At 73.0% G+C, this 22,384-nt stretch carries 21 protein-coding genes, 4 tRNA genes and 1 pseudogene; 9 read left to right on the top strand and 17 right to left on the bottom strand.

The genetic code is table 11. The annotated features are described in order from the left end of the window. Positions 1-60: 60 nt before the first annotated feature. The 4 genes from rplK to AC3CCI_RS11605 all read right to left on the bottom strand — a co-directional run bounded on the left by rplK (position 61) and on the right by AC3CCI_RS11605 (position 2,238). Positions 61-492 (bottom strand): 50S ribosomal protein L11, encoded by a 432-nt coding sequence (gene rplK / locus AC3CCI_RS11620; RefSeq protein ID WP_354593216.1) that lies wholly within the window; start codon positions 490-492, stop codon positions 61-63. Between the two features lie 114 nt (positions 493-606). Further along, positions 607-1,701, bottom strand: coding sequence for a transcription termination/antitermination protein NusG (gene nusG, locus AC3CCI_RS11615; RefSeq protein WP_354593217.1), 1,095 nt, complete (start codon positions 1,699-1,701; stop codon positions 607-609). A 98-nt stretch (positions 1,702-1,799) separates the two neighbouring features. Further along, complete coding sequence (secE, locus tag AC3CCI_RS11610; RefSeq protein WP_194594379.1) at positions 1,800-2,081, bottom strand: preprotein translocase subunit SecE; 282 nt, start codon at positions 2,079-2,081, stop codon at positions 1,800-1,802. An 84-nt stretch (positions 2,082-2,165) separates the two neighbouring features. Then, positions 2,166-2,238, bottom strand: a tRNA-Trp gene (locus tag AC3CCI_RS11605). 246 nt (positions 2,239-2,484) lie between these two features. On the opposite strand from AC3CCI_RS11605, the gene AC3CCI_RS11600 reads away from it, so the two are divergent. The 5 genes from AC3CCI_RS11600 to AC3CCI_RS11580 all read left to right on the top strand — a co-directional run bounded on the left by AC3CCI_RS11600 (position 2,485) and on the right by AC3CCI_RS11580 (position 7,568). Next, positions 2,485-3,687, top strand: coding sequence for a pyridoxal phosphate-dependent aminotransferase (locus tag AC3CCI_RS11600; protein WP_488627291.1), 1,203 nt, complete (start codon positions 2,485-2,487; stop codon positions 3,685-3,687). A 119-nt stretch (positions 3,688-3,806) separates the two neighbouring features. Continuing rightward, on the top strand, positions 3,807-4,727 hold the full coding sequence (locus tag AC3CCI_RS11595) for an ABC transporter ATP-binding protein (RefSeq protein WP_354593219.1): 921 nt from the start codon (positions 3,807-3,809) through the stop codon (positions 4,725-4,727). After that, positions 4,724-5,533, top strand: a complete 810-nt coding sequence (locus tag AC3CCI_RS11590; protein ID WP_354593220.1) for an ABC transporter permease — start codon at positions 4,724-4,726, stop codon at positions 5,531-5,533. Before AC3CCI_RS11595 ends, AC3CCI_RS11590 begins: the two co-directional genes overlap by 4 nt. A gap of 41 nt (positions 5,534-5,574) precedes the next feature. Next, positions 5,575-6,810, top strand: coding sequence for a sensor histidine kinase (locus AC3CCI_RS11585; protein WP_488627290.1), 1,236 nt, complete (start codon positions 5,575-5,577; stop codon positions 6,808-6,810). Between the two features lie 128 nt (positions 6,811-6,938). Next, positions 6,939-7,568 (top strand): response regulator, encoded by a 630-nt coding sequence (locus AC3CCI_RS11580; RefSeq protein WP_488628685.1) that lies wholly within the window; start codon positions 6,939-6,941, stop codon positions 7,566-7,568. A 33-nt stretch (positions 7,569-7,601) separates the two neighbouring features. Here AC3CCI_RS11580 and AC3CCI_RS11575 read toward each other — a convergent pair whose 3' ends face one another. The 3 genes from AC3CCI_RS11575 to AC3CCI_RS11565 are packed head-to-tail and all read right to left on the bottom strand — an operon-like array spanning position 7,602 to position 9,576. Further along, complete coding sequence (locus AC3CCI_RS11575; protein WP_488627289.1) at positions 7,602-8,693, bottom strand: UDP-N-acetylmuramate dehydrogenase; 1,092 nt, start codon at positions 8,691-8,693, stop codon at positions 7,602-7,604. After that, entirely contained in the window at positions 8,690-9,121 is a 432-nt protein-coding gene (locus AC3CCI_RS11570) for a MaoC/PaaZ C-terminal domain-containing protein (RefSeq protein ID WP_354593224.1), read from the bottom strand. Before AC3CCI_RS11570 ends, AC3CCI_RS11575 begins: the two co-directional genes overlap by 4 nt. Beyond that, positions 9,118-9,576 carry an FAS1-like dehydratase domain-containing protein gene (locus AC3CCI_RS11565; RefSeq protein WP_488627288.1) on the bottom strand — a complete coding sequence of 153 codons (459 nt, stop codon included), beginning with the start codon at positions 9,574-9,576 and terminating at the stop codon, positions 9,118-9,120. The genes AC3CCI_RS11570 and AC3CCI_RS11565 overlap by 4 nt, the downstream gene beginning before the upstream one ends. Before the next feature lie 215 nt (positions 9,577-9,791). Between AC3CCI_RS11565 and AC3CCI_RS11560 the strand changes: the two are divergent. Together AC3CCI_RS11560 and AC3CCI_RS11555 are read left to right on the top strand one after the other, a co-directional pair. Further along, positions 9,792-10,007: pseudogene (locus tag AC3CCI_RS11560) on the top strand (DUF3072 domain-containing protein); the annotation flags it as partial. 310 nt (positions 10,008-10,317) lie between these two features. Beyond that, entirely contained in the window at positions 10,318-11,220 is a 903-nt protein-coding gene (locus AC3CCI_RS11555; RefSeq protein WP_488627287.1) for a UbiA family prenyltransferase, read from the top strand. A 33-nt stretch (positions 11,221-11,253) separates the two neighbouring features. Here AC3CCI_RS11555 and AC3CCI_RS11550 read toward each other — a convergent pair whose 3' ends face one another. From AC3CCI_RS11550 to AC3CCI_RS11530, 5 genes are all read right to left on the bottom strand, one after another. After that, a complete protein-coding gene (locus AC3CCI_RS11550) occupies positions 11,254-12,468 on the bottom strand; it encodes an FAD-dependent oxidoreductase (protein WP_488627286.1) in 1,215 nt (404 codons plus the stop codon). Next, positions 12,455-13,252, bottom strand: a complete 798-nt coding sequence (locus AC3CCI_RS11545; protein ID WP_488627285.1) for a methyltransferase domain-containing protein — start codon at positions 13,250-13,252, stop codon at positions 12,455-12,457. The genes AC3CCI_RS11550 and AC3CCI_RS11545 overlap by 14 nt, the downstream gene beginning before the upstream one ends. Then, complete coding sequence (locus AC3CCI_RS11540; RefSeq protein WP_488627284.1) at positions 13,249-14,421, bottom strand: type III polyketide synthase; 1,173 nt, start codon at positions 14,419-14,421, stop codon at positions 13,249-13,251. Before AC3CCI_RS11540 ends, AC3CCI_RS11545 begins: the two co-directional genes overlap by 4 nt. Positions 14,422-14,566: 145 nt before the next feature. Then, a tRNA-Met gene (locus AC3CCI_RS11535) sits at positions 14,567-14,640 on the bottom strand. A gap of 52 nt (positions 14,641-14,692) precedes the next feature. After that, a tRNA-Thr gene (locus tag AC3CCI_RS11530) sits at positions 14,693-14,764 on the bottom strand. Between the two features lie 126 nt (positions 14,765-14,890). Here AC3CCI_RS11530 and AC3CCI_RS11525 point away from each other — a divergent pair. After that, the gene (locus AC3CCI_RS11525) at positions 14,891-15,427 is read left to right on the top strand and encodes a 2'-5' RNA ligase family protein (protein WP_488627283.1); all 537 of its coding nucleotides are present in this window, start codon (positions 14,891-14,893) and stop codon (positions 15,425-15,427) included. 37 nt (positions 15,428-15,464) lie between these two features. On the opposite strand, the gene AC3CCI_RS11520 is transcribed toward AC3CCI_RS11525, so the two are convergent. Further along, positions 15,465-16,463 (bottom strand): aldo/keto reductase, encoded by a 999-nt coding sequence (locus AC3CCI_RS11520; RefSeq protein WP_354593231.1) that lies wholly within the window; start codon positions 16,461-16,463, stop codon positions 15,465-15,467. A 75-nt stretch (positions 16,464-16,538) separates the two neighbouring features. Here AC3CCI_RS11520 and AC3CCI_RS11515 point away from each other — a divergent pair, with 75 nt between their 5' ends. Then, positions 16,539-18,263 (top strand): glycoside hydrolase family 13 protein, encoded by a 1,725-nt coding sequence (locus AC3CCI_RS11515; RefSeq protein ID WP_488627282.1) that lies wholly within the window; start codon positions 16,539-16,541, stop codon positions 18,261-18,263. 104 nt (positions 18,264-18,367) lie between these two features. On the opposite strand, the gene AC3CCI_RS11510 is transcribed toward AC3CCI_RS11515, so the two are convergent. The 4 genes from AC3CCI_RS11510 to cls form a co-directional block, all read right to left on the bottom strand. Next, a complete protein-coding gene (locus AC3CCI_RS11510) occupies positions 18,368-19,513 on the bottom strand; it encodes a M23 family metallopeptidase (RefSeq protein WP_488627281.1) in 1,146 nt (381 codons plus the stop codon). 279 nt (positions 19,514-19,792) lie between these two features. Continuing rightward, positions 19,793-20,605 carry an inositol monophosphatase family protein gene (locus AC3CCI_RS11505; protein ID WP_354593234.1) on the bottom strand — a complete coding sequence of 271 codons (813 nt, stop codon included), beginning with the start codon at positions 20,603-20,605 and terminating at the stop codon, positions 19,793-19,795. Positions 20,606-20,682: 77 nt separating this feature from the next. Beyond that, positions 20,683-20,764, bottom strand: a tRNA-Tyr gene (locus AC3CCI_RS11500). Positions 20,765-20,885: 121 nt separating this feature from the next. Beyond that, the gene (gene cls, locus AC3CCI_RS11495) at positions 20,886-22,352 is read right to left on the bottom strand and encodes a cardiolipin synthase (RefSeq protein WP_354593235.1); all 1,467 of its coding nucleotides are present in this window, start codon (positions 22,350-22,352) and stop codon (positions 20,886-20,888) included. Positions 22,353-22,384: the final 32 nt, after the last annotated feature.

Below are 22,384 nucleotides of genomic sequence, written 5' to 3'. Positions count from 1 at the left end.
CCGGCTCTCCCACTGGTGTCAGGGGCGTGCAGGCGGGTCGCCTGCACGGAGGGGTGCTGCTTAGGCGTCGACCGTGATGCCCATGGAGCGGGCGGTCCCGGCGATGATCTTCGCCGCGGCGTCGATGTCGTTGGCGTTCAGGTCGGCCTGCTTGGTCGTGGCGATCTCGCGGACCTGGTCCATGGTCAGCTTGCCGACCTTGGCGGTGTGCGGGGTCGACGAGCCCTTGGCGACGCCGGCTGCCTTCTTGATGAGCTCGGCGGCGGGCGGGGTCTTGAGGACGAACGTGAACGAACGGTCTTCGTACACGGTGATCTCGACGGGCACGACGTTGCCGCGCTGCGACTCGGTGGCCGCGTTGTACGCCTTGCAGAACTCCATGATGTTCACGCCGTGCTGACCCAGGGCCGGGCCGATGGGCGGGGCGGGGTTCGCGGCGCCGGCGTTGATCTGAAGCTTGATCAGACCCGTGACCTTCTTTTTCGGTGCCATTGTTCTTTTCCTTCTTCTGGGGTTCGAGCCGGTCGCGGTCGCGACCTGCTCTCCCGGTGGCCCGCGGCGCGGACTCCGGTGATCTGATGACCTGGGGGTGCTGGCGTCTGCCTGCTAGAGCTTCGTGACCTGGTCGAAGCTGAGTTCGACCGGCGTCTCGCGCTCGAACAGCGAGACCAGCACGGTGAGCTTGCCGCTCTCGGGCTTGATCTCGTTGATCGTACCGGGAAGTCCGGCGAACGACCCCTCTTTGATCGTGATCGTCTCGCCGATCTCGAAGTCGACCTCGGCGGGGATGACGCGCTGGGCCTGCTTGCCGCCCTTGGCGCCACCCTTGGCCGGGGCCGGGGTGGTGTCGACCTGGACGAGGCTCTTAAGCATGTTGAAGGCCTCTTCGAAGCGCAACGGCGTGGGGTTGTGGGCGTTGCCCACGAAGCCCGTGACGCCGGGGGTGTGACGGACGACCGACCAGCTGTCCTCGTTGAGGTCGAGGCGGACGAGCACGTAGCCCGGGATGCGCACGCGGGTGACGAGCTTGCGCTGACCGTTCTTGATCTCGACGACGTCCTCCATCGGGACCTCGACCTGGTAGATGTAGTCCTCCATGGTCATGGAGACCATGCGGTTCTCGATGTTCTGCTTCACGCGTCGCTCGAAGCCGGCGTACGAGTGGATGACGTACCACTTGCCGGGCTTGCCGCGCAGTTCGTAGCGGAAGGCCTCGTACGGGTCGACCTCGGCCGGCTCGTCGTCCTCGACCTCGGTGGCCGACACGTCGACGTCGACGTCGTCGTGCGCGATCTCGGCGTCGGCGTCCTGGACGGACTGCTCGGCCTCGGCGACGACGGCGTTCGCCGCGGTGGCGTCGCCCTCGTCGGCGGCCTGCTCGGCCTCGGAGTCGGCCTCGTCGTCGGTCGCCTCGACGGCGGCCTCGGCCTCGGCCGCGTCGTCGATGTCGAGCGCGTCGTCGACGATCGCGTCGGCCTCGGGGTCGCGCGCCTCGGCGAGCGTGTCGAGCAGGCCGTCGAGGTCGCTCGTGTCGGTCGAGCCGGCGTCGCCCTCGTCGACGATCGACAGGGCCTCGGTCTCGGCGGGCTCGACGGCGTCCTCGTCGGCGGCCAGCGTGCCGCCCTCTTGGGCCTCTTCGACCTCGGAGGACTGCTCGGCAGCGGTGGCGAGGTCGATGTCGTCGCGCTCGTTGTCAGGCAATGGTTCTTCTTTCGATCGGGGTTGTCGGGTGCTCGTGCCCGGTGGCACGGGCCCCGGGTCGCACGTGGTGCTCGGGATGTCGCGACGGCGGCTCGACGTCAGCTGCCGGTCGGACCGTTGCCGAAGACGTACCCGACGCCGGTGCCGAACACCAGGTCGAGCAGCGAGACGAGGGCCATCATGATGACCACGAAGACCAGCACGACGCCCGTGTAGCTGAACAGCTCTTTGCGGGTCGGGGTGACGACCTTCTTGAGCTCGGCGATCACCTGGCGGATGAACAGCGCGATGCGGGCGAACGGGCTGCGACGCGTCGCGCTGTCGCTCTTCGCCTTGTCGACGACGTCCTCACTGGGGACGTCAACGTCTTTTCTCGCCACTGTTCCGACCTTCCGAGCTCGACCCGTGGGCCTGTGTCCGTATCTGCGTGTGATCACCGTGTCATGAGGAACACAGCCGGGCTGCAGGGCGGACAGGACTCGAACCTGCAACCTGCGGTTTTGGAGACCGCTGCTCTACCAATTGAGCCACCGCCCTATGGGATCGACGCCCTCCAGATGACCTCTCGGTCGGCCCCCCGGGGAGCCTGCCCCTCACCGCCCGGTCGTTGGTGAACCGGATTGCAGAGGCGCGCTGAAGCTTGGCGCATTCGATCGCCTCGTCAAGTGTAGGCGAAGCGACGGGCGGGTGCAAAGCCGGTCCGGCCCACGACGGTCCGACCCGGTCGGTCACGGCCCCTCGCGACCTGTCCCGCGCGGACCCTCCCCCGCTAGGCTTGCCCGCGTGACCCCGACCGTGCGCCGCCTCTCGTCCCGTATCTCGTCGATCGCCGAATCGGCCACGCTGGCCGTCGACGCGAAGGCCAAGTCGCTGTTGGCCGAGGGCCGCCCGATCATCAGCTACGGCCCCGGCGAACCGAACTTCCCCACCCCCGACCACATCGTCGAGGCGGCCGTCGTCGCCGCCCGCGACCCGCGCAACCACCGGTACTCGGCCGCGGCCGGTCTGCTCGAGCTGCGCGAGGCGATCGTCGAGAAGACCCTGCGCGACAGCGGCACGACGGTCACGACCTCGCAGGTCGTCGTCACCAACGGCGGCAAGCAGGCCGTCTACCAGGCCTTCCAGGCCCTGCTCGACGACGGCGACGAGGTGCTGCTGCCCGCGCCGTACTGGACGACCTACCCCGAGGCCGTCGCCCTCGCCGGCGGCGTGACGGTCGAGGTCTTCGCCGGTGCCGACCAGGGCTACAAGGTCACGGTCGAGCAGCTCGAGTCCGCGCGCACCGAACGCACCAAGGTGTTGCTCTTCTGCTCGCCGTCGAACCCGACCGGTGCCGTCTACTCCCCCGACGAGGTCGAGGCGATCGGCCGGTGGGCCCTCGAGGCCGGCGTCTGGGTGATCACCGACGAGATCTACCAGGACCTCACCTACGACGGAGTCACGGCGACGTCGATCACCGCGGCCGTGCCCGAGCTGGCCGACCAGGCGATCCTCGTGAACGGCGTCGCGAAGACCTACGCCATGACCGGCTGGCGCGTCGGGTGGATGGTCGGCCCCGCCGACGTGATCAAGGGTGCCGCGAACCTGCAGTCGCACCTCACCTCGAACGTCTCGAACGTGTCGCAGCGCGCCGCCCTGGCCGCCCTCACGGGCCCGCAGGACGACGTCGAGGCGATGCGCGTCGCCTTCGACGCCCGCCGCGGCACGATCGTGCGCGAGCTCAACCGCATCGAGGGCGTCGTCACGCCGACCCCCGAAGGAGCGTTCTACGTCTACCCCGACGTGCAGGGGCTGCTCGGCCGCGAGTGGGGCGGCGTCACGCCGACCACGTCCCTCGAGCTCGCCGACCTCATCCTCGAGCAGGCCGACGTCGCGACCGTGCCGGGCGAGGCCTTCGGCCCGAGCGGTTACCTCCGCCTGTCGTACGCGCTGGGTGACGACGAACTCCTCGAGGGCGTGCAGCGCCTCCAGCGCCTGTTCTCGTGACCGCGAGCCGCCCGCTCGTCCGCTCCCGCGCCTCCTGAGGGCCGGGTCCACCGATCGGTGGACCCCGCGTCGACCGGTCGGGCCTGGTGCGCGGCGCCCCCGCGGCGCACGCTGGTCCCATGACACCGGAGCCCGTCGTGCGAGTGCGCGACCTCACCAAGTCCTACGGCACCGCCAGGGCCCTGCACGGCCTCTCGTTCGACGTCGCCCCGGGCGAGACGCTCGGGTTGCTCGGGCCGAACGGCGCCGGCAAGTCGACCACGATCGAGATCCTCGAGGGCTACCGCGACCGGTCCGGCGGCGAGGTGTCGGTGCTGGGCGTCGACCCGCGGCACGGCGGCCTCGACTGGAAGGCACGGCTCGGCATCGTGCTGCAGACCTCCGGCGAGCAGGGCACGGCCACGGTGCGCGAGCAGGTCGCCCACTTCGCCGGCTTCTACCCGGCCCCGCGCGACGTCGACGAGGTGATCGCGGCCGTCGGCCTCGAGGCGCAGGCGGGTGCGCGCATCCGCTCGTTGTCCGGCGGGCAGCGGCGTCGCGTCGACGTCGCGCTGGGCGTCGTCGGCGGCCCCGAGCTGCTCTTCCTCGACGAGCCGACCACGGGCTTCGACCCCGAGGCGAGGCGTCGGTTCTGGCAGCTGATCCGGTCGCTCTCGGCCGACGGCACGAGCATCGTCCTCACCACGCACTACCTCGACGAGGCCGCCCAGCTGAGCGACCGCGTCGCCGTCGTCGCCCGGGGCCGGCTCGTCGCCGAGGGGCGACCCGACGAGCTCGGGGACGAGGAGGCGCGCACGCCCCGCGTCACCTGGGTCGACGAGCACGGACGACACGACGTCCGCACCTCCGAACCGGGCGCCGTCGTCGCCCGCCTGCACGCCGAGCTCGGCGAGCCCCGCTCGCTCGAGGTGATCAGGCCGTCGCTCGAGGACGTGTACCTGGGGCTCGTCGCCGCCGCCGAGCGGGAGGCGGACGGGGCGCCGGGCGCGACCGCCGCCGATGACGGGCACCGCGCCTCCTCGTCCGAGGTGACCTCGTGAGGACGCTGGCGCTCGGGTTGAGCCGGACCCGCTACGAGGTGCGGGGGTACTTCCGCGCCGGAGACACGGTCTTCTTCACGTTCTTGTTCCCCGTGGTCATGCTGGCGATCTTCTCGACGGCGTTCAGCGCGTCGGGCTCGTTCGGCACGCGGCCGGACGGCACCGAGGTGGGGGCCGCCGCGTTCTACCTGCCGGGCATGATCGCCGCGGGCATCCTCTTGTCGGGCGTGCAGAACCTGGCCGTCGACATCGCCCTCGAGCGGGGTGACGGCACCCTGAAGCGGCTCGCGGGCACCCCGCTGCCGGTCGGGTCGTACTTCGTCGGCAAGTTCGGGCAGGTGCTCGTGACGAGCCTGCTGCAGGTGGGCCTGCTCGTGCTGGTGGCCCGCGTCCTGTTCGGGGTGCCGCTGCCGACCCAGGCGGGCTCGTGGCTGACGCTCGCCTGGGTGTACCTGCTCGGCATCGCGACGTCGGCCCTGGTCGGCATCGCCCTGTCCCGCCTCCCCCGCAGCGGCAAGAGCGCCACGGCCGTCATCGTGCCGATCACCCTGGTGCTGCAGTTCGTCTCGGGGGTGTACCTGCCCTTCACCCAGCTGCCGGACTGGCTGCAGGCCGTGGCCTCGGTCTTCCCGCTCAAGTGGCTCGCCCAGGGCATGCGCAGCGTCTTCCTGCCCGACACCTTCTCGGCCGCCGAGGCCGGCGGCTCGTGGGACCTGCCGGGCGTGGCCCTGTGGCTGGCGGTCTGGCTCGTCGCCGGGGCCGTCGCGTCGCTGCTGACCTTCCGCTGGATCAGGAAGGACTCGTGAGCCGTCCGGCACGACCGGTGCCGGCCGCTAACGTGGGCGACATGAGCGGCATGAGCGGTGTCGGCGCGTCCCGCGACCGGGCCGAGGCGGAGTGGTCGGCCTCGTCGGGCACCGCGATCTCGATGCGCTGGTGGGACGCCGGACTGACGGCCACGGTCGTCGTGTCGGCGGTCCTGGCCACGACGTCGTCGACCGGCCGGACCACGGCGTCGTTCGTCGGCATCGGGTTGCTGCTGCTCGCCTGGTTCGGGCTCGCCCGACCGGTGGTGCGTCGCAACGACGGCCTGCTCTCGGTGCCGGCCGTGTCCGCCGCGGCGGCCCTCGTCGTGGTCGGCGGCGTCGCCGTCGCGGCCACGCCGGAGCTCGCGGTCGTCCAGGCCTTCCTCATGCCGCTGCTCTGGACCCTGTTGCCCGCTCCACGGTCGGCGATCGTGGCCAACGTGGCCCTCTGCCTCGCGATCTCGGTCGGCTTCGTCGTGAGCATCGGGTGGTCGACCGAGGCCGTCTCGACGGCCGCCACCAGCGAGGGCCTCTCGCTCGTCTTCAGCATCGCGCTCGGGCTCTGGATCACGACGATCGCCCGCGTCGGCGCCGTGCGCGGTCGTCTGCTCGACGAGCTGCGCGAGGCCCAGGCCGAGCTCGCGGTCCGGCACCGCGACGCCGGCACGAGCGCGGAGCGCGAGCGCCTGGCCCGCGAGATCCACGACACGATCGCCCAGAGCCTGACCGGGGTCGTGATGCTCGCCCAGCAGACCCGGGGCACGCTGGCCGCCGGCGACGTCGCGACGACCCTCGACCGGCTCGACGTCATCGAGACGGCCGCGCGCGAGGCGCTCACCGAGGCCCGGACCCTCGTCGCCGCGACCGCGTCGTCGGGCCCGGCCGCCACGGACGTCTCGGCGGCCCTGCAGCGCCTCGGCGAGCGGTTCGGACGCGAGAGCGGCATCGTCGTGACGGTCGACGCCGACGAGGTCGAGCTGCCGCGCGACCTGCAGGTCGTCGTCGTCCGCTGCGCCCAGGAGGCGCTGGCCAACGTGCGCAAGCACAGTGCGTCCCCGACGGCGCGGGTGACCCTCACGGCCGCGGGCCGGACGGCCGTGCTGGTCGTGGCCGACGACGGCGCCGGGTTCGACCCCGCGACACCGTCGACCGGCTTCGGCCTCGACGGGCTGCGCGAGCGACTGGGCCTGTCGGGAGGTCGGCTCGAGATCGCATCGGGCGACGACGGCACGGTCGTCACCGCCCGCGTCCCCCTGGCCGGGGCGGCGGCCGCGTGAGCGGGCCGACCCCGGACGACGGAACCGGCGGGACCGCCGCGACCGCAGGGACCGCCGGGACCGCCGCCGAGGGCACGCGGGCGGCCGTTGCCGGGCCGTCACGGGACGGGGCGACCGTCCACCGCACCCTGGTCGCCGACGACCACCCGATCGTGCGGCAGGGCATCGCCGCCCTGCTCGCGTCGACCGACGACTTCGTCGTCGTCGGCCAGGCGAGCGACGGACACGAGGCCGTCGCCCTGGCGGACTCCCTCGGACCCGACCTGATCGTGATGGACCTCCGCATGCCCGGGCTCGACGGGGTGGGTGCGACCGAGGCCGTCCTGGCACGACACCCGTCGACCCGCGTCGTGGTGCTCACCACCTACGAGTCGGACGACGGCATCCTCCGGGCGATCGAGGTCGGGGCCAGCGGCTACCTGCTCAAGGCCTCACCGGAGGACGAGCTGCTGGCCGGCCTCCGGGCCGTCGCCGCCGGGCAGGTCGCCCTGGCTCCCGCGATGGCGACCCGACTCGTGGGCCGGGCACGGGCCGGCGTCGACGCCCTGCCTCGCACCAGCCCGCTGAGCCCGCGCGAGACCGAGGTGCTCGCCCTCGTGGCCGAGGGGTGCTCGAACCGCGAGATCGGGCGACGACTGTTCGTGGGCGAGGCGACCGTCAAGACGCACCTGCTGCACGTCTTCGAGAAGCTCGGCGTGCGCGACCGGACGCGCGCGGTCACGCTGGCGCTCGAGCGCGGCCTCCTGCCGCGGGGCTGACCGCGCCGAGCCCGACGGACCGGCTCGGCCGACCTAGAGGGAGAGCCCGAGCAGGACGGGCTCGGGGTGCAACAGCACGCCGAACTCGGACTGCACCCGTTGCTGCACGTAGCGCGCGAGCTCGGCGACCTCGTCACCCGTCGCACCGCCCCGGTTGGTCAGCGCCAGCGTGTGCTTGCTCGAGATCGCGGCCCGCGAGCCGGGCAGGCGGAAGCCCTTCGCGACGCCCGCGTGCTCGATCAGCCAGGCGGCGCTGAGCTTGACCTCGGCCGGGGCCCGCGGGGCGGGGGCGGCCGGTTCTTCGCCGAGGGGCACGACGCGTCGCTCGGGCTCGGGGCCGGTCGGCCACCGCGGGGCGTCCGGCGGCAGGCTCGACGCGTCGGCGCGCGAGACGACCGGGTTGGTGAAGAACGAACCGCTGGACGCGGTGTCGCGGTCGTCGGGGTCGAGGACCATGCCCTTGGCGGCGCGCAGGGCGAGGACGCTCGAGCGCACGTCGCCGACCGAGACCCGAGCCCCGAGCTCGACGCCGAGGGCCTTCGCGAGCTGCGGGTACGCGACCTGCTCGCTCGCGCCTCCGTCGTCGACCAGCGCGAACTCGACCGCGGTCACGACGCCGCGGCGACCCTTCTTGAACACGCTCGTCCGGTAGCCGAGGTCGAGGTTCGCGGCGGGGATGCGGACGAAGTCGCCCGAGTCGTCGTCGAGGAAGTCCACCGCGACGAGGGTCGACGCCACCTCTTGCCCGTAGGCGCCGATGTTCTGGATCGGCGAGGCCCCGGTCGAGCCCGGGATGCCGCTGAGGGCCTCGAGCCCCGACCAGCCCTGGTCGACCGTGTGGGCCACGAGGTCGTCCCACGGTTCGCCGGCGGCGACCCGGAGGTGCACGCGGTCGTCATCCGAGTCGACGCGCTCGACGCCGCGCGTGGCGACGCGCACGACCGTGCCCTCGAAGGGCTCGTCGGAGGCGACGGTGTTCGACCCGCCGCCCAGCACGAACCAGGGGTCGTCGCCCAGTGACGCCTCGCGGAAGGCGGCCAGCAGGTCGTCGGTCGTCGTCGCCTCGACCAGGCGGGCGGGTTCACCACCCACCTGCATCGTCGTGAGCTCGGCGAAGGTCGTCACGCCAGGGTCACCACGACCTGCGCCTTGCCGAGCACCGCCCGGCCGGCGGATGTGACGGTCAGGTCGACGCGGGCCGTGCCGGCCTCGTCGTCGACCACGCCGACCTTCGCGGTGACGACGATCTCGGCACCGGCGGCCGGGTCGACCACCACGGGCCGCGTGAAGCGCACCTGGTAGTCGGACACCCAGCCGAGCACGCCGGCGTCGTCCCCGGCGCCCTCGAGCCACTCGACGACCGGTTGCACGGCCGTGCCCATCGTCAGCATGCCGTGGGCGAGCACGCCCGGCAGGCCGACGTCGGCCGCGACGTCGTCGCGGTAGTGGATGGGGTTGAAGTCGCCCGACGCACCCGCGTACCGCACGAGCGAGTCGCGCGTCAGGGGGTAGGTCTTCTCGGCGACGACCTGGCCGACCTCGAGCGCGCTCACGCGGCGGCCCCCTCGTCGCCACGGACGACGAGCGTCGAGACGGCCGTGACGACGTGCCGCCCGTCGGCGTCGCGCATCTCGGACGACGCGGTCACCATCGCGTTGCCGCCGAGCGTCTTGACGCCGGTGACCGTCAGGGTCGCGGTGAGCTCGTCGCCCGCCACGATCGGACGGCTCAGCGAGAAGCGCTGTTCGCCGTGCACGACACGGGAGAAGTCGATGCCCGCGTCGGGCTCGGCGAGCAGCTGCGCGAGCGTCGCCTCCTGCACCACGACGGCGAAGGTCGGCGGCGCCACGACGTCGGCGTGGCCTGCCGCGCGGGCGGCATCGACGTCGAACGACAGCGGGCTCGTCGAGCCGGTCGCGCGCGCGAATTCGCGCACCTTCTCTCGACCCACCAGGTAGGGCGGGACCGGCGGGAAGACCCGCCCTTGCAGCTCTGGGTTCACGGACACGCCGTCGAGTCTAACCAGCGGGGTACGCCCCCCGGCCCGGTGTCGGGGGCACGGCGTACGGTCACGGCATGAGCGACGCGAACATCGACCCCGACATCACGCCCGTCGACCCGGCAGCGGCCGAGTCCCACCAGACGACCACCACCGAGCAGACCGAGACCGAGACCGACCAGGCCGCCACGGCGCGCGACGAGAACGCGCACCCGGCACACGGCGAGACCCTCGGCGGCGCCCGCCCCGACGCCGGCAGCACGGCCTCGAAAGACCCCGACGACTGGGTGACCGGCGACGAGCCGATCACCGGCCCGCAGAAGAGCTACCTCGACACGCTGGCCCGCGAGGCCGGCGAAGAGCTGCCCGCCGACATGACCAAGGCCGAGGCCAGCGAGCACATCGACCGCCTGCAGCAGAAGACGGGCCGCGGGGCCTGACCCCGCCCGCCCCGAGGGCGCCCGGGCCGATCTGCGAAGAACGGGCCGGGCGCCCTTCCCCTGCCCCGCCGTCGGACGTACACTCCAGGCACGTCTGGGATGGTAACTCGACGTGGGCACCCTCCTCCGGCGCGTGCCGGTACTGATCCACCTGCACCTCGAGCGCCGAGGGTGCGACGGGGTGCATCCGAGTCCTCCCCCGACTCGGGTGCACCTCTTCACGTCGGGCGACGTGCCACGCACCGCACGCTCCGTCCAGGTCCGCCCCCCTCGCGCCCTCCGCCGGGCGACGCCCGTCTAGGGTGAGCGGATGACCTCTGCCGGGCACCGCGGCCACCCTCCCGCCGCGGGCCGGCGCGGCGGGGCCGTCTCGACGGCACTCGCCCTGCTCGGGTCGACCCACCCCGGGCCGACGATCGTGGTGACCCTCCTCGCCGTCGTGCTGGGCGCCTCCTCGGGGTTGCCGCTCGGACGGCTCGTGCTGCTCGCCCTGGCCGTGCTGCTCGGGCAGGCGTCGATCGGCTTCGCGAACGACTGGCTCGACGCCGGACGCGACCGGGCCGTCGGCCGCACCGACAAGCCGGTCGCCCAGGGACGCGTGAGCGTGTCGGCCGTGCGGGCCGCCGCCGTCGTCTGCGGGCTGTCGATGCTCGTGCCCTCGTACGCCCTGGGCTCCGCGGCGGGCACGGCACACCTCGTGCTCGTGGCCTCGGGTTGGGCGTACGACCTCGGCCTCAAGCGCACGGCGCTCTCGGTGGCGCCGTTCGTCGTCAGCTTCGGCCTGTTGCCCGCCGTCGCGACCCTCGCCGCCGCCCCGCCGGCCGCACCCGCCGCGTGGGCCGTGGCGGTCGGCGCCGTGTTCGGCGTCGCCATCCACTTCACGAACGTGCTGCCCGATCTCGACGACGACGCCCGCACCGGCATCTCGGGCCTGCCCCACCGACTGGGGCGCACCGTCTCGGGCGTCGTCGCCTTCGTCGCCCTCGCCGTCGCCGCCGTCCTGCTGCTAGGCGGCCAGCTCGCGGGCGACTCCTCGACGCCCGGGCTCGTGGCCGCGGTCGTCGGCACCGGCGTGACCCTGGCGATCGCGGTCGCCGGGGTGCGCCTCGTGCGGGCGGGGCGCGTCGACCGCACCCTGTTCCGCCTGATCATGGCGGCGGCGGTCCTGCTCGTCGTGCAGCTCGCGCTGAGCGGCGGGACGATCGTCACCTGAGGCCCGATCGGCCGGGACGCGGGGCGACGGGCGTCAGGCCCAGCGCATCGCGTAGACCGAGGCGAGAACGTGCCGCGTGGGGGCGCGGAGGACCGCTCCGAGCGCCAGGTCGCGGGCCCGGGCGGCTCCCGCACCGACCGGACGACCGAGCGCGGTGTTCCACTCGGCCTGACGGGCGGCGCGGAGGGCGGCCCTCGCCCGCCCGGCCTCGAACCGACCGAACGCCGCCGGGTCGAGCACCCGACCGCCCCGTCGACGCAGCGCCGCCGCGAGCACGGTCTCGAGGGCCGCGCCGTCGAGCCAGCCGAGGTTCATCCCCTGCCCGCCGATCGGGCTGATCTCGTGGGCGGCGTCGCCGATCAGCACCACGCGGCCGACGACGGTGCGCGTCGCCAGGCGCCTCCGCACGCCGAACGCGCTGGTCATCGTCGTGGTCGCCGGATCGACGTCGGCCCCCGTGCGGTGCGAGACCAGGGCGGCGAGGTGCTCGGCGGTCGGGGCGGTCGGGTTCGGGGCGGTCGCGGTCGGTGCCGCCTGCGTCGGCGCCCGTCGCCCGACCGCCTCGGGCACCGTGCCGACGTGGACGACGAACCGTCGACGACCACCCGGCAACGGGAACGACTCGACGACGCCGGCCCGCTCGAGGTGGACGACGGCGTCGGGTCCGTGCCCCGTCGAGTCGGCGACGTCGCCCATGACGTACCGATCGGGCAGGTCGCGCGCCCGGCTGTCGACCCCGACCGCCGCGCGGACCGCGCTGCGCGTGCCGTCGGCACCGACGACGAACCGGGCGGCGGCGACCACGGGGCCCGCGTCGTCGACACCGTGGACCACCACGTCGTCGTCCCGCTGCTCGAGCCCGACGAACCGGACGCCACGGCGGAGGGCGTCGTCGCGGCGATCGGCCAACCCCCGACGCAGCACGGCCTCGGTCGCGTCCTGGGGCACCGCCGCGACGAACGGCCACCGCCCGGAGGCCCGGTCGAAGGGCACGGCACCGATCGTCCGCGGCCCGCTGGTCGCGATGCCCCTCCGGATGCGGACGGCCCGGGCGAGCAGGTCGTCCGCGAGGCCGAGTCGGTCGAAGAGGTCGATCGAGGGCGGATGCACCCCGAGGGCGCGCGACCGGGCAGGGTCCTCGACCCGCGCCTCCCAGACGACGGCGTCGAGGCCACGGTCCGCCAGGGCCGCGGCGAGCATCACCCCGACCGGGCCACCACCCACGATCAGGACGTCATGCGTCCGCACGGCCACCTCCTCGGGCCGGCGTCGGGGTGCCGCGGCCCGCACCCGGCTCGTGGACGAGCATCAGCCGGTAGGGCCGCTGTCGGACGACCCGCCAACCGTCGGGCGCGACGGCCGCGAGCTCGAGTGCGGTGAAGCTGCGGCGGATCGAGAGCAACCCGTCGACGTGCACGAACGACCGACGGCGCCACGGGCGGGTCGCGGCCCGGTACGCGAGGTAGGCCCCGCGTGCGCGCTCGATGTCGGCGTGCACCACGAGGCGGGTCGCCAGGCGCGTGCTGTCGGTCAGCACGGCGGTGCGGGCCTCGTCGTCGAGGTGGTGCAGCACGTGGTTCGACACCACGACGTCGAAGGTCTCGCCGTCGGCGACCAGCTCGCCGCTCGCCGCCCGTCGGAACTCGACCCCGGGGGGCGTGGGGCGCGACACCGAGAACGCGTGGGCGCGGGCGTCGGGGTCGACGGCGACGACCTCGAGGGCGAGGCCGTCTCGTCGTGCCCACCCGGCCAGGGCGCGCGCGAGGTCGCCGCCGCCCGCTCCGAGGTCGAGCAGACGGGTGGTCCGGTCGGTCGTCAGCATCGGACGCAGGCGGCGACGGTAGACCCGCCGCCACCCGGCGACGAGCCCGTTGACGACCGGGAACGCCCGGTACGTCGCGGTCAGCAGCGCCGGGTCGCAGTCCGGGTCGTCCATCAGTTCGACGAGGTCGACTCCGCGCCGCGACAGGTCGGGCCACCGGGGAGGCCGGTCGTCGAGTGCCGGGACCGAGGAGGCGCGGGTCGGGCTCACGAGACCGTGCGTCGCGTCATCAGCGCGGTCTCGACGGTCAGCCCGGGGCCGAACGCCATGGCGCCGACCCGCTGCGCCGAGGGGGACGACGCGTCGACGCCCATGAGGGCCGGGTCCGGGCCGTCCGTCGCCGTGGTGCCCGGGCCGGCCAGGAGGTCGCGCAGGATGAACAGCACGGTGGCGCTCGACATGTTGCCGTAGTCGCGCAGGACGTCGCGTGAGGGGGCGAGCTGGCGGTCGCTGAGGCCGAGCTGCTGCTGCACGCGGTCGAGGATGCTGCGGCCGCCCGGGTGCACCGCCCAGAGGTCGACGTCGCCGACGCCGACGCCCCCGGCCGTGAACAGCGGCGCCAGGGCGGAGTCGATGTGCAGCTCGATGATCTGCGGCACGTAGCTGCTCAGCACCATGTCGAACCCGAGGTCGCCGATGGTCCAGGCCATGTCGGTCTCGCCCACGGGCGTCAGGACCGTCTCGAGCACGTCGAGGTCGAGCACGACGCTGCCCGCCGGTGCGGGGCGCGCCGTGACGACGGCCGCGGCGGCTCCGTCGGCGAACACGGACGAGGCGACGATCGAGTCGGGGTCGTCCGAGCTGCGCAGGTGCAGCGTGCAGAGCTCTGCGCAGACGACGAGCACGACCGCGTCCGGGTCGGCCAGGCAGAAGTCCCGGGCCGCGGCGAGGGCCGGGAAGGCTCCGTAGCAGCCCATGAAGCCGAGGTGGTGGCGACGCGTCGACGGTGAGAGCCCCAACCCCCGCACCAGCAGGTAGTCCGGACCGGGTGCGAAGAACCCGGTGCACGAGACGCTGACGACGTGCGTCACGTCGTCGGGCCCGAGGTCGGGGGCACCGGCGAGCGCGGCACGGGCGGCACCGAGGAAGAGGTCGGGCGACCGGTCGACGTAGACCTGGTTGCGCGTGCCCGTGCCGGGGCGGAGGATCTCGTTCGTCGCCGCGTCGTAGAACGTCGCCTCGCCCTCGCGGGGTCGCCGGTCGAGCTCGTCGACCACGGTGTGCCGCGTCTCGATGGCCGAGGCCCCGAACGCCGCCCCCACGATCCGCTGCCCGAGGCGCCCGAGCCCCGGCTGCGTCGCGAAGATCTCGCGGACGTCGTCCTGACGGATGATGGTCGGGGGCACGGCGGTGCCGATGCTGCGGATGCTCACGGCCATGCCTCATCGTAGGCCCGGCGGCGCGGCCGCGGGCACCGCGGGCGGAGTCGACGGCGGGGCGGACGCCGAGACCGTGGACGCCGCCAGACGGGATCGGGGCCGGGGACGACGAAGGCCCGAACTCGTGAGAGATCCGGGCCTGCGGTAGCGAGGGCGGGACTTGAACCCGCGACACCACGATTATGAGCCGTGTGCTCTAACCAACTGAGCTACCCCGCCGCAAGCTGCGGGCCCTGCCGGCATCACACCGGGACGGGACCGAGACAGCCAGAGCCCCGAGTCAGGATTGAACTGACGACCCCTTCCTTACCATGGAAGTGCTCTACCACTGAGCTATCGGGGCGTGACCACCGGGCGAGCGACCGGGGTCGCTGCCGATTGGCACCAGACAAGGGTAGCAGAGCGAAAGGGGTGCTGACGCCACGTGACGCCCCGGCCCGTCGCCCCCCGTCCGGGCCAGGATCGACGGGTGCACAGCATCGAACTCCTGCTCGACCGGGCCTCGGACGCGGCCGTCCGCGACGAGTGGCGCATCCTGTCCGAGGCGGGTCTCCCGTCGCAGGGCGACCACGCCGGCACGTCGAACGCGCCGCACGTCACGCTGGTGGCCCGACCCGGCCTCGACCCCGCCGCCGACCCGCGCCTCCTGCCCCTGACGGCGGCGCTGCCGCTGCCCGCCGAACTCGGCGGGCTCCTGCTGTTCGGCGGTCCTCCGCGCGGACTCGTGCTGGTGCGCCAGGTCGTCGTGACGCGCGAACTGCTCCTGCTGCACGCCGACGTGCACGAGACCCTGGGAGGCGCGGGTGACGTCCCGCACACCACCCCCGGCCGGTGGACGCCCCACGTCACGCTCGCCTCGCGCCTGACGCCCGACCAGGTGGCGCGGGCCGTCGACGCGCTGGCCGCGGCGGACGTGCCCCCGACCCGCTCGGTGGGCCTGTCGTCGCTGCGTCGGTGGGACCCCGGCACGAAGACCGTCGTGCCGCTCGGCCCCCCGCCCGCCTAGTCGGGCGGACCAGGCCGCGCCGGCGTCGGGACCGGCGTCAGGCGACGGGGCGCGAGGCCGCCTCGAGCGACGCCAGGTCGCCCTCGGTCAGCTCGATCCGGGCCGCGTCGAGCAGGCCCTCGAGCTGACGCGGGGTGCGGGCGCTGCCCAGCGCCCCGACGACGTTGTCGCGCGAGGCCAACCAGGCCACCGCCACGGCGCCGGGCTCGACCTCGAGCCGCTCGGCGATCTCGACGACGACCTCGAGGGTGCCCTGGTTCTGCGGCGTCACGTAGCTCAGCGCCCTGCTGCCCCGGGGGGAGTCGCCCCGGCCCGCCTCGTGACGGTACTTGCCCGTCAGGAACCCGCTGGCGAGCGAGGAGTGCGGCAGCACGGCGAGGCCGTAGTGGTCGACGATGGCCGCCACGTCGCCCTCGTACTCTCCGCGGCGCACGAGGTTGTAGGCCACCTGGACCACCCGGAACGGGTGCAGGCCGTCGCGGGCGGCGATCTCGAGGGCCTGCCGGAGGCGCGCCCCGGTGTAGTTGGACGCGCCGGCACAGAGGATCTTGCCCTCGTCGACGAGCTCGCTGAGCGCACCGACCGTCTCGTCGAGCGGGGTCTCGTCGTCGTCGAAGTGCGTGAAGTAGAAGTCGACGTGGTCGGTGCGCAGCCGCCGGAGCGAGGCCTCGACCGCGGCGCGGATGCTGGTGCGCGACAGACCGGGCGCGTCGGGGTGCTGTCCGCACTTCGTGCTCAGCACGACCCGGTCGCGGTTGCCCGGACGGGCGAGCCAGCGACCGATGATCGCCTCGGACTCGCCCCCCGAGTTGCCCGGCAGCCAGGCCGAGTAGACGTCGGCCGTGTCGACGACCCGCCCGCCGTCGTCGGCGAACAGGTCGAGCACCTCGAGCGCGGTGGGGGCCCCGACCGTCCAACCGAAGACGTTCGTCCCGAGCGCGAGCGGGAACGGCCGGGTGCCGGCGGGCAGGTCGGCCGTCACGAGGTCGGTCGCAGGGTTCAGGGTCGTGCCAATCGTGTTCGCGGGTGCTCGCACGCGTGGTGCGCGCGCGTGGGCTCTGAGCAGAACCGTAGCCGATGGCACACCGGGGGCCTGCCGTATCGTGGCCACATGTCCTCACGAGAACCGGCCGAGACCGACACGCTGACCCCGACCGCCCCGCTCGAGGGCACCTCGACGACCTCCGGCCCGGGCGCGGAGTGGTGGCGCACCGCCGTCATCTACCAGGTCTACCCCCGGTCCTTCGCCGACGACGACGGCGACGGCGTCGGCGACCTGCCCGGCATCACCTCGCGTCTCGACGCCCTCGCCGACCTCGGCGTCGACGCCGTCTGGCTCTCGCCCTTCTACACGTCCCCCCAACGCGACGCGGGCTACGACGTGGCCGACTACCGCGACGTCGACCCGCTCTTCGGCACGCTGGCGGACTTCGACGCCCTCCGGGCACGGGCGACCGAGCTGGGGCTCCGGGTCATCGTCGACGTCGTGCCGAACCACACCTCGAGCGACCACGCCTGGTTCCGCGAGGCCCTGGCCGCCGCCCCCGGCTCCCCCGCCCGCGGTCGCTACCTCTTCCGCGACGGCCGCGGACCCGACGGCGAGCTGCCGCCGAACAACTGGCAGTCGATCTTCGGCGGCCCCGCCTGGTCGCGCGTGACCGAGGCCGACGGGCAGCCGGGCCAGTGGTACCTGCACCTGTTCGACTCGTCGCAGCCCGACCTCGACTGGACGAACCGCGTCGTCCGCGACGAGTTCGTCGACGTCCTCCGCTTCTGGCTCGACCGCGGCGTCGACGGGTTCCGGGTCGACGTCGCCCACGGCATGATCAAGGCCGAGGGCCTGCCCGACTACACCCCGCCCGCGGACTCGGGCAGCATGGGCGGCGGCCAGGGCGACACCGCCCCGCCGCCCTACTGGGGACAGGAGGGCGTGCACGAGATCTACCGCGAGTGGAACACCGTGCTCGCCGAGTACCCGGGCGACCGGGTGCTCGTGGCCGAGGCCTGGGTGGAACCCCTCTCACGCCTCGCGGACTGGGTCCGCCCCGACGAGATGCAGCAGGCCTTCAACTTCGCCTACCTCGAGACCGGCTGGTCGGCCCCCGCGGTCCGAGAGGTCGTCGACGCGTCCCTCGCCACGTTCTCGAGCGTCGGCGCACCCAGCACGTGGGTGCTGAGCAACCACGACGTCGTCCGGCACGCCAGTCGGCTGGCACTCACCGCCGAGAACCCCCAGGGGCACGGCATCGGGCCGAAGAGCGAGGGGCTGCCCGTCCCCGAGCTCGGGCTGGCCCGGGCGCGGGCCGCGTCGGCGCTCATGCTGGCGCTGCCCGGCAGCGCCTACCTCTACCAGGGCGAGGAACTCGGCCTGCCCGAGGCCGTCGACCTGCCCGACGAGTCCCGACAGGACCCCACCTGGTTCCGCACCGGCGGCGAGCGCTACGGTCGCGACGGCTGCCGCGTGCCGCTGCCCTGGTCGGCCGACGAGCCGGCCTTCGGGTTCAACGCGACCGGCGCCTCCTGGTTGCCCCAGCCCGCCGACTGGTCGACCTACGCCCGCGACGAACAGCGCGGCGTCGCCGGGTCGACGCTCGAGCTCTACACGCGGGCCCTGCGACTGCGGGCCGAACACGACCTCGGGGCCGGGTCGATGACCTGGCTCGACGGCTTCGGGCCCGACGTCGTGGCGTTCCGCAGCCAGGGCGTCACCGTCATCGCGAACATGGGTGACGTCGCGGTCGAGCTGCCCGTCGCGGACGTGCTGCTGGCGACCGTCGTCGTCGACGGCCCCGCCCTGCCGCCCAACGCCACCGTCTGGCTCGCGACGTCGTCGTAGCCCCCGGCCGCCGCGACGTCGACTCGCGCCGAGACGAGGAGAGCCCCACCGGTCGTGCCGGTGGGGCTCTCCTCGTGGCGTCGGCGCCGGACGGCGACGACGGGTCAGTTCGTGTTGGCCTGCAGCCAGGGGTACGGGTCGACGGGGACGCCACCGATGACGATCTCGAAGTGCAGGTGGGCCCCGGTGCTGTTGCCCGTGCTGCCGACCTTGCCGATGATGGTGCCGACCGTGACGGTCTGGCCCTCGGTGACCTCGACCGAGCCCGTCTGCATGTGCGCGTAGACGCTCGTGACCTTCTGGCCGTTGACGACGTGCTCGATCCAGACGTTGTTGCCCAGGGCGCCGGAGGGGCCGCCGACCTTGCTGACGACGCCGTCGGCGATCGACTGGATCGGCGAACCGGCACCGGGGACGAAGTCGAGCCCCTGGTGGAAGGTCGAGCAGAAGCCGCAGTTCGCGACCTGGCGGGCACCGAAGCCGCTGCTGATCGGCACGCCGGTCTGGAAGGGCCACTGGACGGTGCCGTCGACGTCGTTCGAGAAGGTGCTGGCACTGGTCGACGCGTACTCGGTGACGGCCTTCATCTCGGTGACCGAGTACCCGTCGCGCGAGACGCCGGCGTCGGCGTCGGCGGCCGTCGAGGCGGTCGCCGTGTAGCTCTGCGAGTCGGTGGCCTTCTTGGCGGCCGTCTGGGTCGGGGTGTCGACGAAGAACGCATTGGCGGGCACGGAGGTGGCCACCAGCATCGACCCCGCGAAGAGCATGGCGCCCACGACGGTGACGCGCTTCGTGGTCTTCCGGAAGGTCGCTCCGGCGGTGCGGGGTGCACGGCCGGCGGAGCCAGGGCCCGGGGTCGGGCGGACGGCCCGGGCGGCACGCGGACGCCGCGTGGCGGTCGGGCGTGCGGTGGACTCGGCGGCCCGGCGGGCGGCACGACGCGGCGAGAGGGGCTCGGAGGTGGCAGCCCCGCCGGTGGTGACAGCGACGGGCTCCGCCTCGACGACGGACTCGGTCGCGACCGACGGCGCGACGGACTCGGCGACGACCGTCGGGGCGGCGGGCACGGCGGCCGCGGCACGGCGCTCGGCCTCGCGGGCCTCCCGACGGGTCAGGTACACGGGAGCGGCGGGCACGGGGGTCTCGGTCGGAACGGCACGCGTCGACACGGCGGCCACGAGGTCGTCGGTGGCGCGACGCGACGGGGTTCCGTCGCCGTCGGGCTCGGCGATCTGCTGGTACTTCGTCACGGGTGATGGGTCCTCGGGGTGCTCGGGATCAGACGGTGGGTGCACCGTCGTCTTCACGGCCGTTGCCGGTGATCTGCGGCTGCCACGCGACGCTCGTCATCGGGAGGACGGGCGCCGACAGGCTCATCACGCGATGATCACGGATCAGTAACGACCTCACAAGGGTAGCCGGTCGGTGAACGGATGGCTACCCGCGTTCGGGTACCAGGGTGGCGACTGCCAGGTGGTACTCAGTATTTCACTCGGGTCACGGGCGCCGACGGGCGTCTCGCTCCGGGGTCAGATGCCCGCCTCGACGACCAGGGCGGCGAGCTCGACGGCGATGGACGGGGCCGCGACGAAGGTCAGCGACTCGCTGGGTGCCTGGCCGACCTCGCCGCGGACGACCGCCCCTGCCTCGGCTGCCACGAGCGCCCCGGCGGCGTGGTCCCAGGGCTTCAGCCCGCGCTCGACGTAGGCGTCGACCCGGCCGGCCGCCACGGCGCACAGGTCGAGCGAGGCCGCCCCGAGGCGCCTCAGGTCGCGGACGCGCCCGACGACCCGGACCAGCGCCTCCGCGTGCTCCACCCGACGGGCCGCGTCGTACGAGAAGCCCGTGGCGAGCATCGTCTGCTCGAGCGACGCCGGCTCGGCCACCGCGAGGCGCCTGCCGTCGAGCCACGCGCCTCCGTCGACCGACGCCGTGAACGTCTCGCCCGACGTCGGGTTGACGACGACCCCGGCGAGCGCGCGCCAGGTGAGCGGGTCGGGGCCGCCCTCGACGACCGCGATGCTGACGGCCCACTGCGGGATGCCGTAGACGAAGTTGACGGTGCCGTCGATCGGGTCGACGACCCAGGTGAGACCGGTGGTCGACGCGTCGGGGGCCCCTTCTTCGCCGAAGAAGCCGTCGCCGGGCCGCAGGACGGCCAGGCGGTCTCGTACGAAGGACTCGACCTCACGGTCGGTGTGGGTGACGACGTCGACCGTGCTGCTCTTGGTCTCGGCGACCTCGACTCCCTCGGCTCGACGACGGGCCGCGAGGTCGGCGGCGTCACGGGCGACCGAGACCGCGATCTCGAGCAACTCGGCGGGGGACGGGACGACGGGCACGGGGCCTCCTGGAGGGTCAGGTGCCCGGAAACGCAAGAACGGACTCGACGAGCGAGTCCGTTCTTGAGGGGCAACCGTGGCAAGTGAGGGATTCGAACCCCCGAAGGCTACGCCGGCTGATTTACAGTCAGATCCCTTTGGCCGCTTGGGTAACTTGCCATGCACGCCCAGCCCGTGTGATCACCGACCGGAGGCGCCAGACAAATATACAGCCTCTCGGGCCTCCGCTCGACCACACCCACCCGCCCGCCCCGCAGGACGGTTCGCGACGGCCGGTCGGCTACTGCACGGCGGAGGTGAGGCGGGCGACGTTGTCGAGCACCTTCGAGCGGAAGGGGCGGGCGAGCCAGTCGTCGAGGAAGAGCTCGCGGCTCGACTCGCGGTAGGACTGCTCGACCTCGCGCAGCCGCGAGACGAACTCGCGCCCCCGCACCATGATCGAGATCTCGAGGTTGAGGCTGAACGACCGCATGTCCATGTTGCTCGAGCCGATGACGGCGACCTCGTCGTCGATCGAGAAGTGCTTGGCGTGCAGCACGGTCGGCGAGCGGTAGAGGAAGATGCGGACCCCCGAGCGCAGCAGTGCCTCGTAGTACGAGCGCTGAGCGTGGTAGACGACGGGTTGGTCGCCGATCTCGCTGACGAAGAGCTGCACCTCGAGGCCACGCTGGGCCGCCGTCGTGATCGCGTAGAGCATGGACTCGTCGGGCACGAAGTACGGGCTGGTGACGATGATGCGTTCTTGGGCGCTGTAGAGCAACGAGTTGAAGAGCCTCAGGTTGTTCTCGCCGTCGAAGCCCGGCCCGCTCGGCACCACCTGGCAGTCGATCGTGTCGAGCCGGTCGGCGGTGTGGACGGGGTCGGTCTCACGCAGCAGCAGCTCGTCGGTCTCGCTGTACCAGTCCGTGACGAACAGCGCGTTGATGCCGGCGACGATCGGCCCCTCGAACCGGACCATGAAGTCCTTCCATTCGAGACCACGTCGCTTGTTCTTGCGCTTCTGGTAGCTCTTGTCGACCATGTTCTGCGACCCGGTGAACGCGACGCGCCCGTCGATGACGAGCAGCTTGCGGTGGTTGCGCAGGTCGGGCCGCTGATACTTGCCGCGCAGGGGCAGCACGGGCAGCATGAGCTGCCACTCGACGCCCATCGCGTCCAGCCTCCGCCGCGCCTTGCGGTACCCCGGGTACCCCCGGCTGGCGATGTGGTCCATCAGCAGGCGCACCGTGACGCCCCGGCGTCGGGCGTTCTCGAGCGCCAGGAAGAACGGCTCGGTCGTGCGGTCGAGGCTCGTGATGTAGAACTCGGCGTGGACGTAGCGGTGCGCCCCGTCGACCGCCTCGACCATGGCCGCCATCGACTCGTCGTAGTCGGTGTGCATCCGGCCGGTGTTGCCGCCCACGAGTGGCATCGCGCCGAGGGTGCGGTTGAGTTCGACCACCGAGTCGAGCCAGGCCGGCCACGGGTGGTCGCGCTTGACGCGCTCCATGCCCTCGGTGGTCTCGATGATGTACTTGTTGATCTCGCTCTGCTTCTCGCGGCGCCGTGCGGGCAGCTTGGTGCTGCCGATCAGCAGGAACAGCACGAAGCCGACGTAGGGGATCAAGAAGATCGCGAGCAGCCACGCGGTCGCCGTCTGCGGCCGACGGTTGATCGGCACGTAGACGATGGCGAACACGCGGATCGCGATGTCGAGGACGATGCCGAGCACGGCGATCGTCGGCGCCACCCAGGTGGGTTCGACCATGGAGGGTACCTCGGCCCCGCTCTCGCCGCGCG

Source organism: Frigoribacterium sp. CF331 (assembly GCF_057787905.1).
Note: the sequence above shows the minus strand (reverse complement) of the source record. Positions and strands in the feature narration are given on the sequence as shown.

What these genes read in the sequence shown, in the direction of transcription:
- AC3CCI_RS11595 (WP_354593219.1), top strand. Translation starts at nt 3,807, where the DNA reads ATGACACCGGAGCCCGTCGTGCGAGTGCGCGACCTCACCAAGTCCTAC.
- rplK (WP_354593216.1), bottom strand. Translation starts at nt 492, where the DNA reads ATGGCACCGAAAAAGAAGGTCACGGGTCTGATCAAGCTTCAGATCAAC.
- AC3CCI_RS11555 (WP_488627287.1), top strand. Translation starts at nt 10,318, where the DNA reads ATGACCTCTGCCGGGCACCGCGGCCACCCTCCCGCCGCGGGCCGGCGC.
- AC3CCI_RS11585 (WP_488627290.1), top strand. Translation starts at nt 5,575, where the DNA reads ATGAGCGGCATGAGCGGTGTCGGCGCGTCCCGCGACCGGGCCGAGGCG.
- AC3CCI_RS11515 (WP_488627282.1), top strand. Translation starts at nt 16,539, where the DNA reads ATGTCCTCACGAGAACCGGCCGAGACCGACACGCTGACCCCGACCGCC.
- AC3CCI_RS11540 (WP_488627284.1), bottom strand. Translation starts at nt 14,421, where the DNA reads ATGGCCGTGAGCATCCGCAGCATCGGCACCGCCGTGCCCCCGACCATC.
- cls (WP_354593235.1), bottom strand. Translation starts at nt 22,352, where the DNA reads ATGGTCGAACCCACCTGGGTGGCGCCGACGATCGCCGTGCTCGGCATC.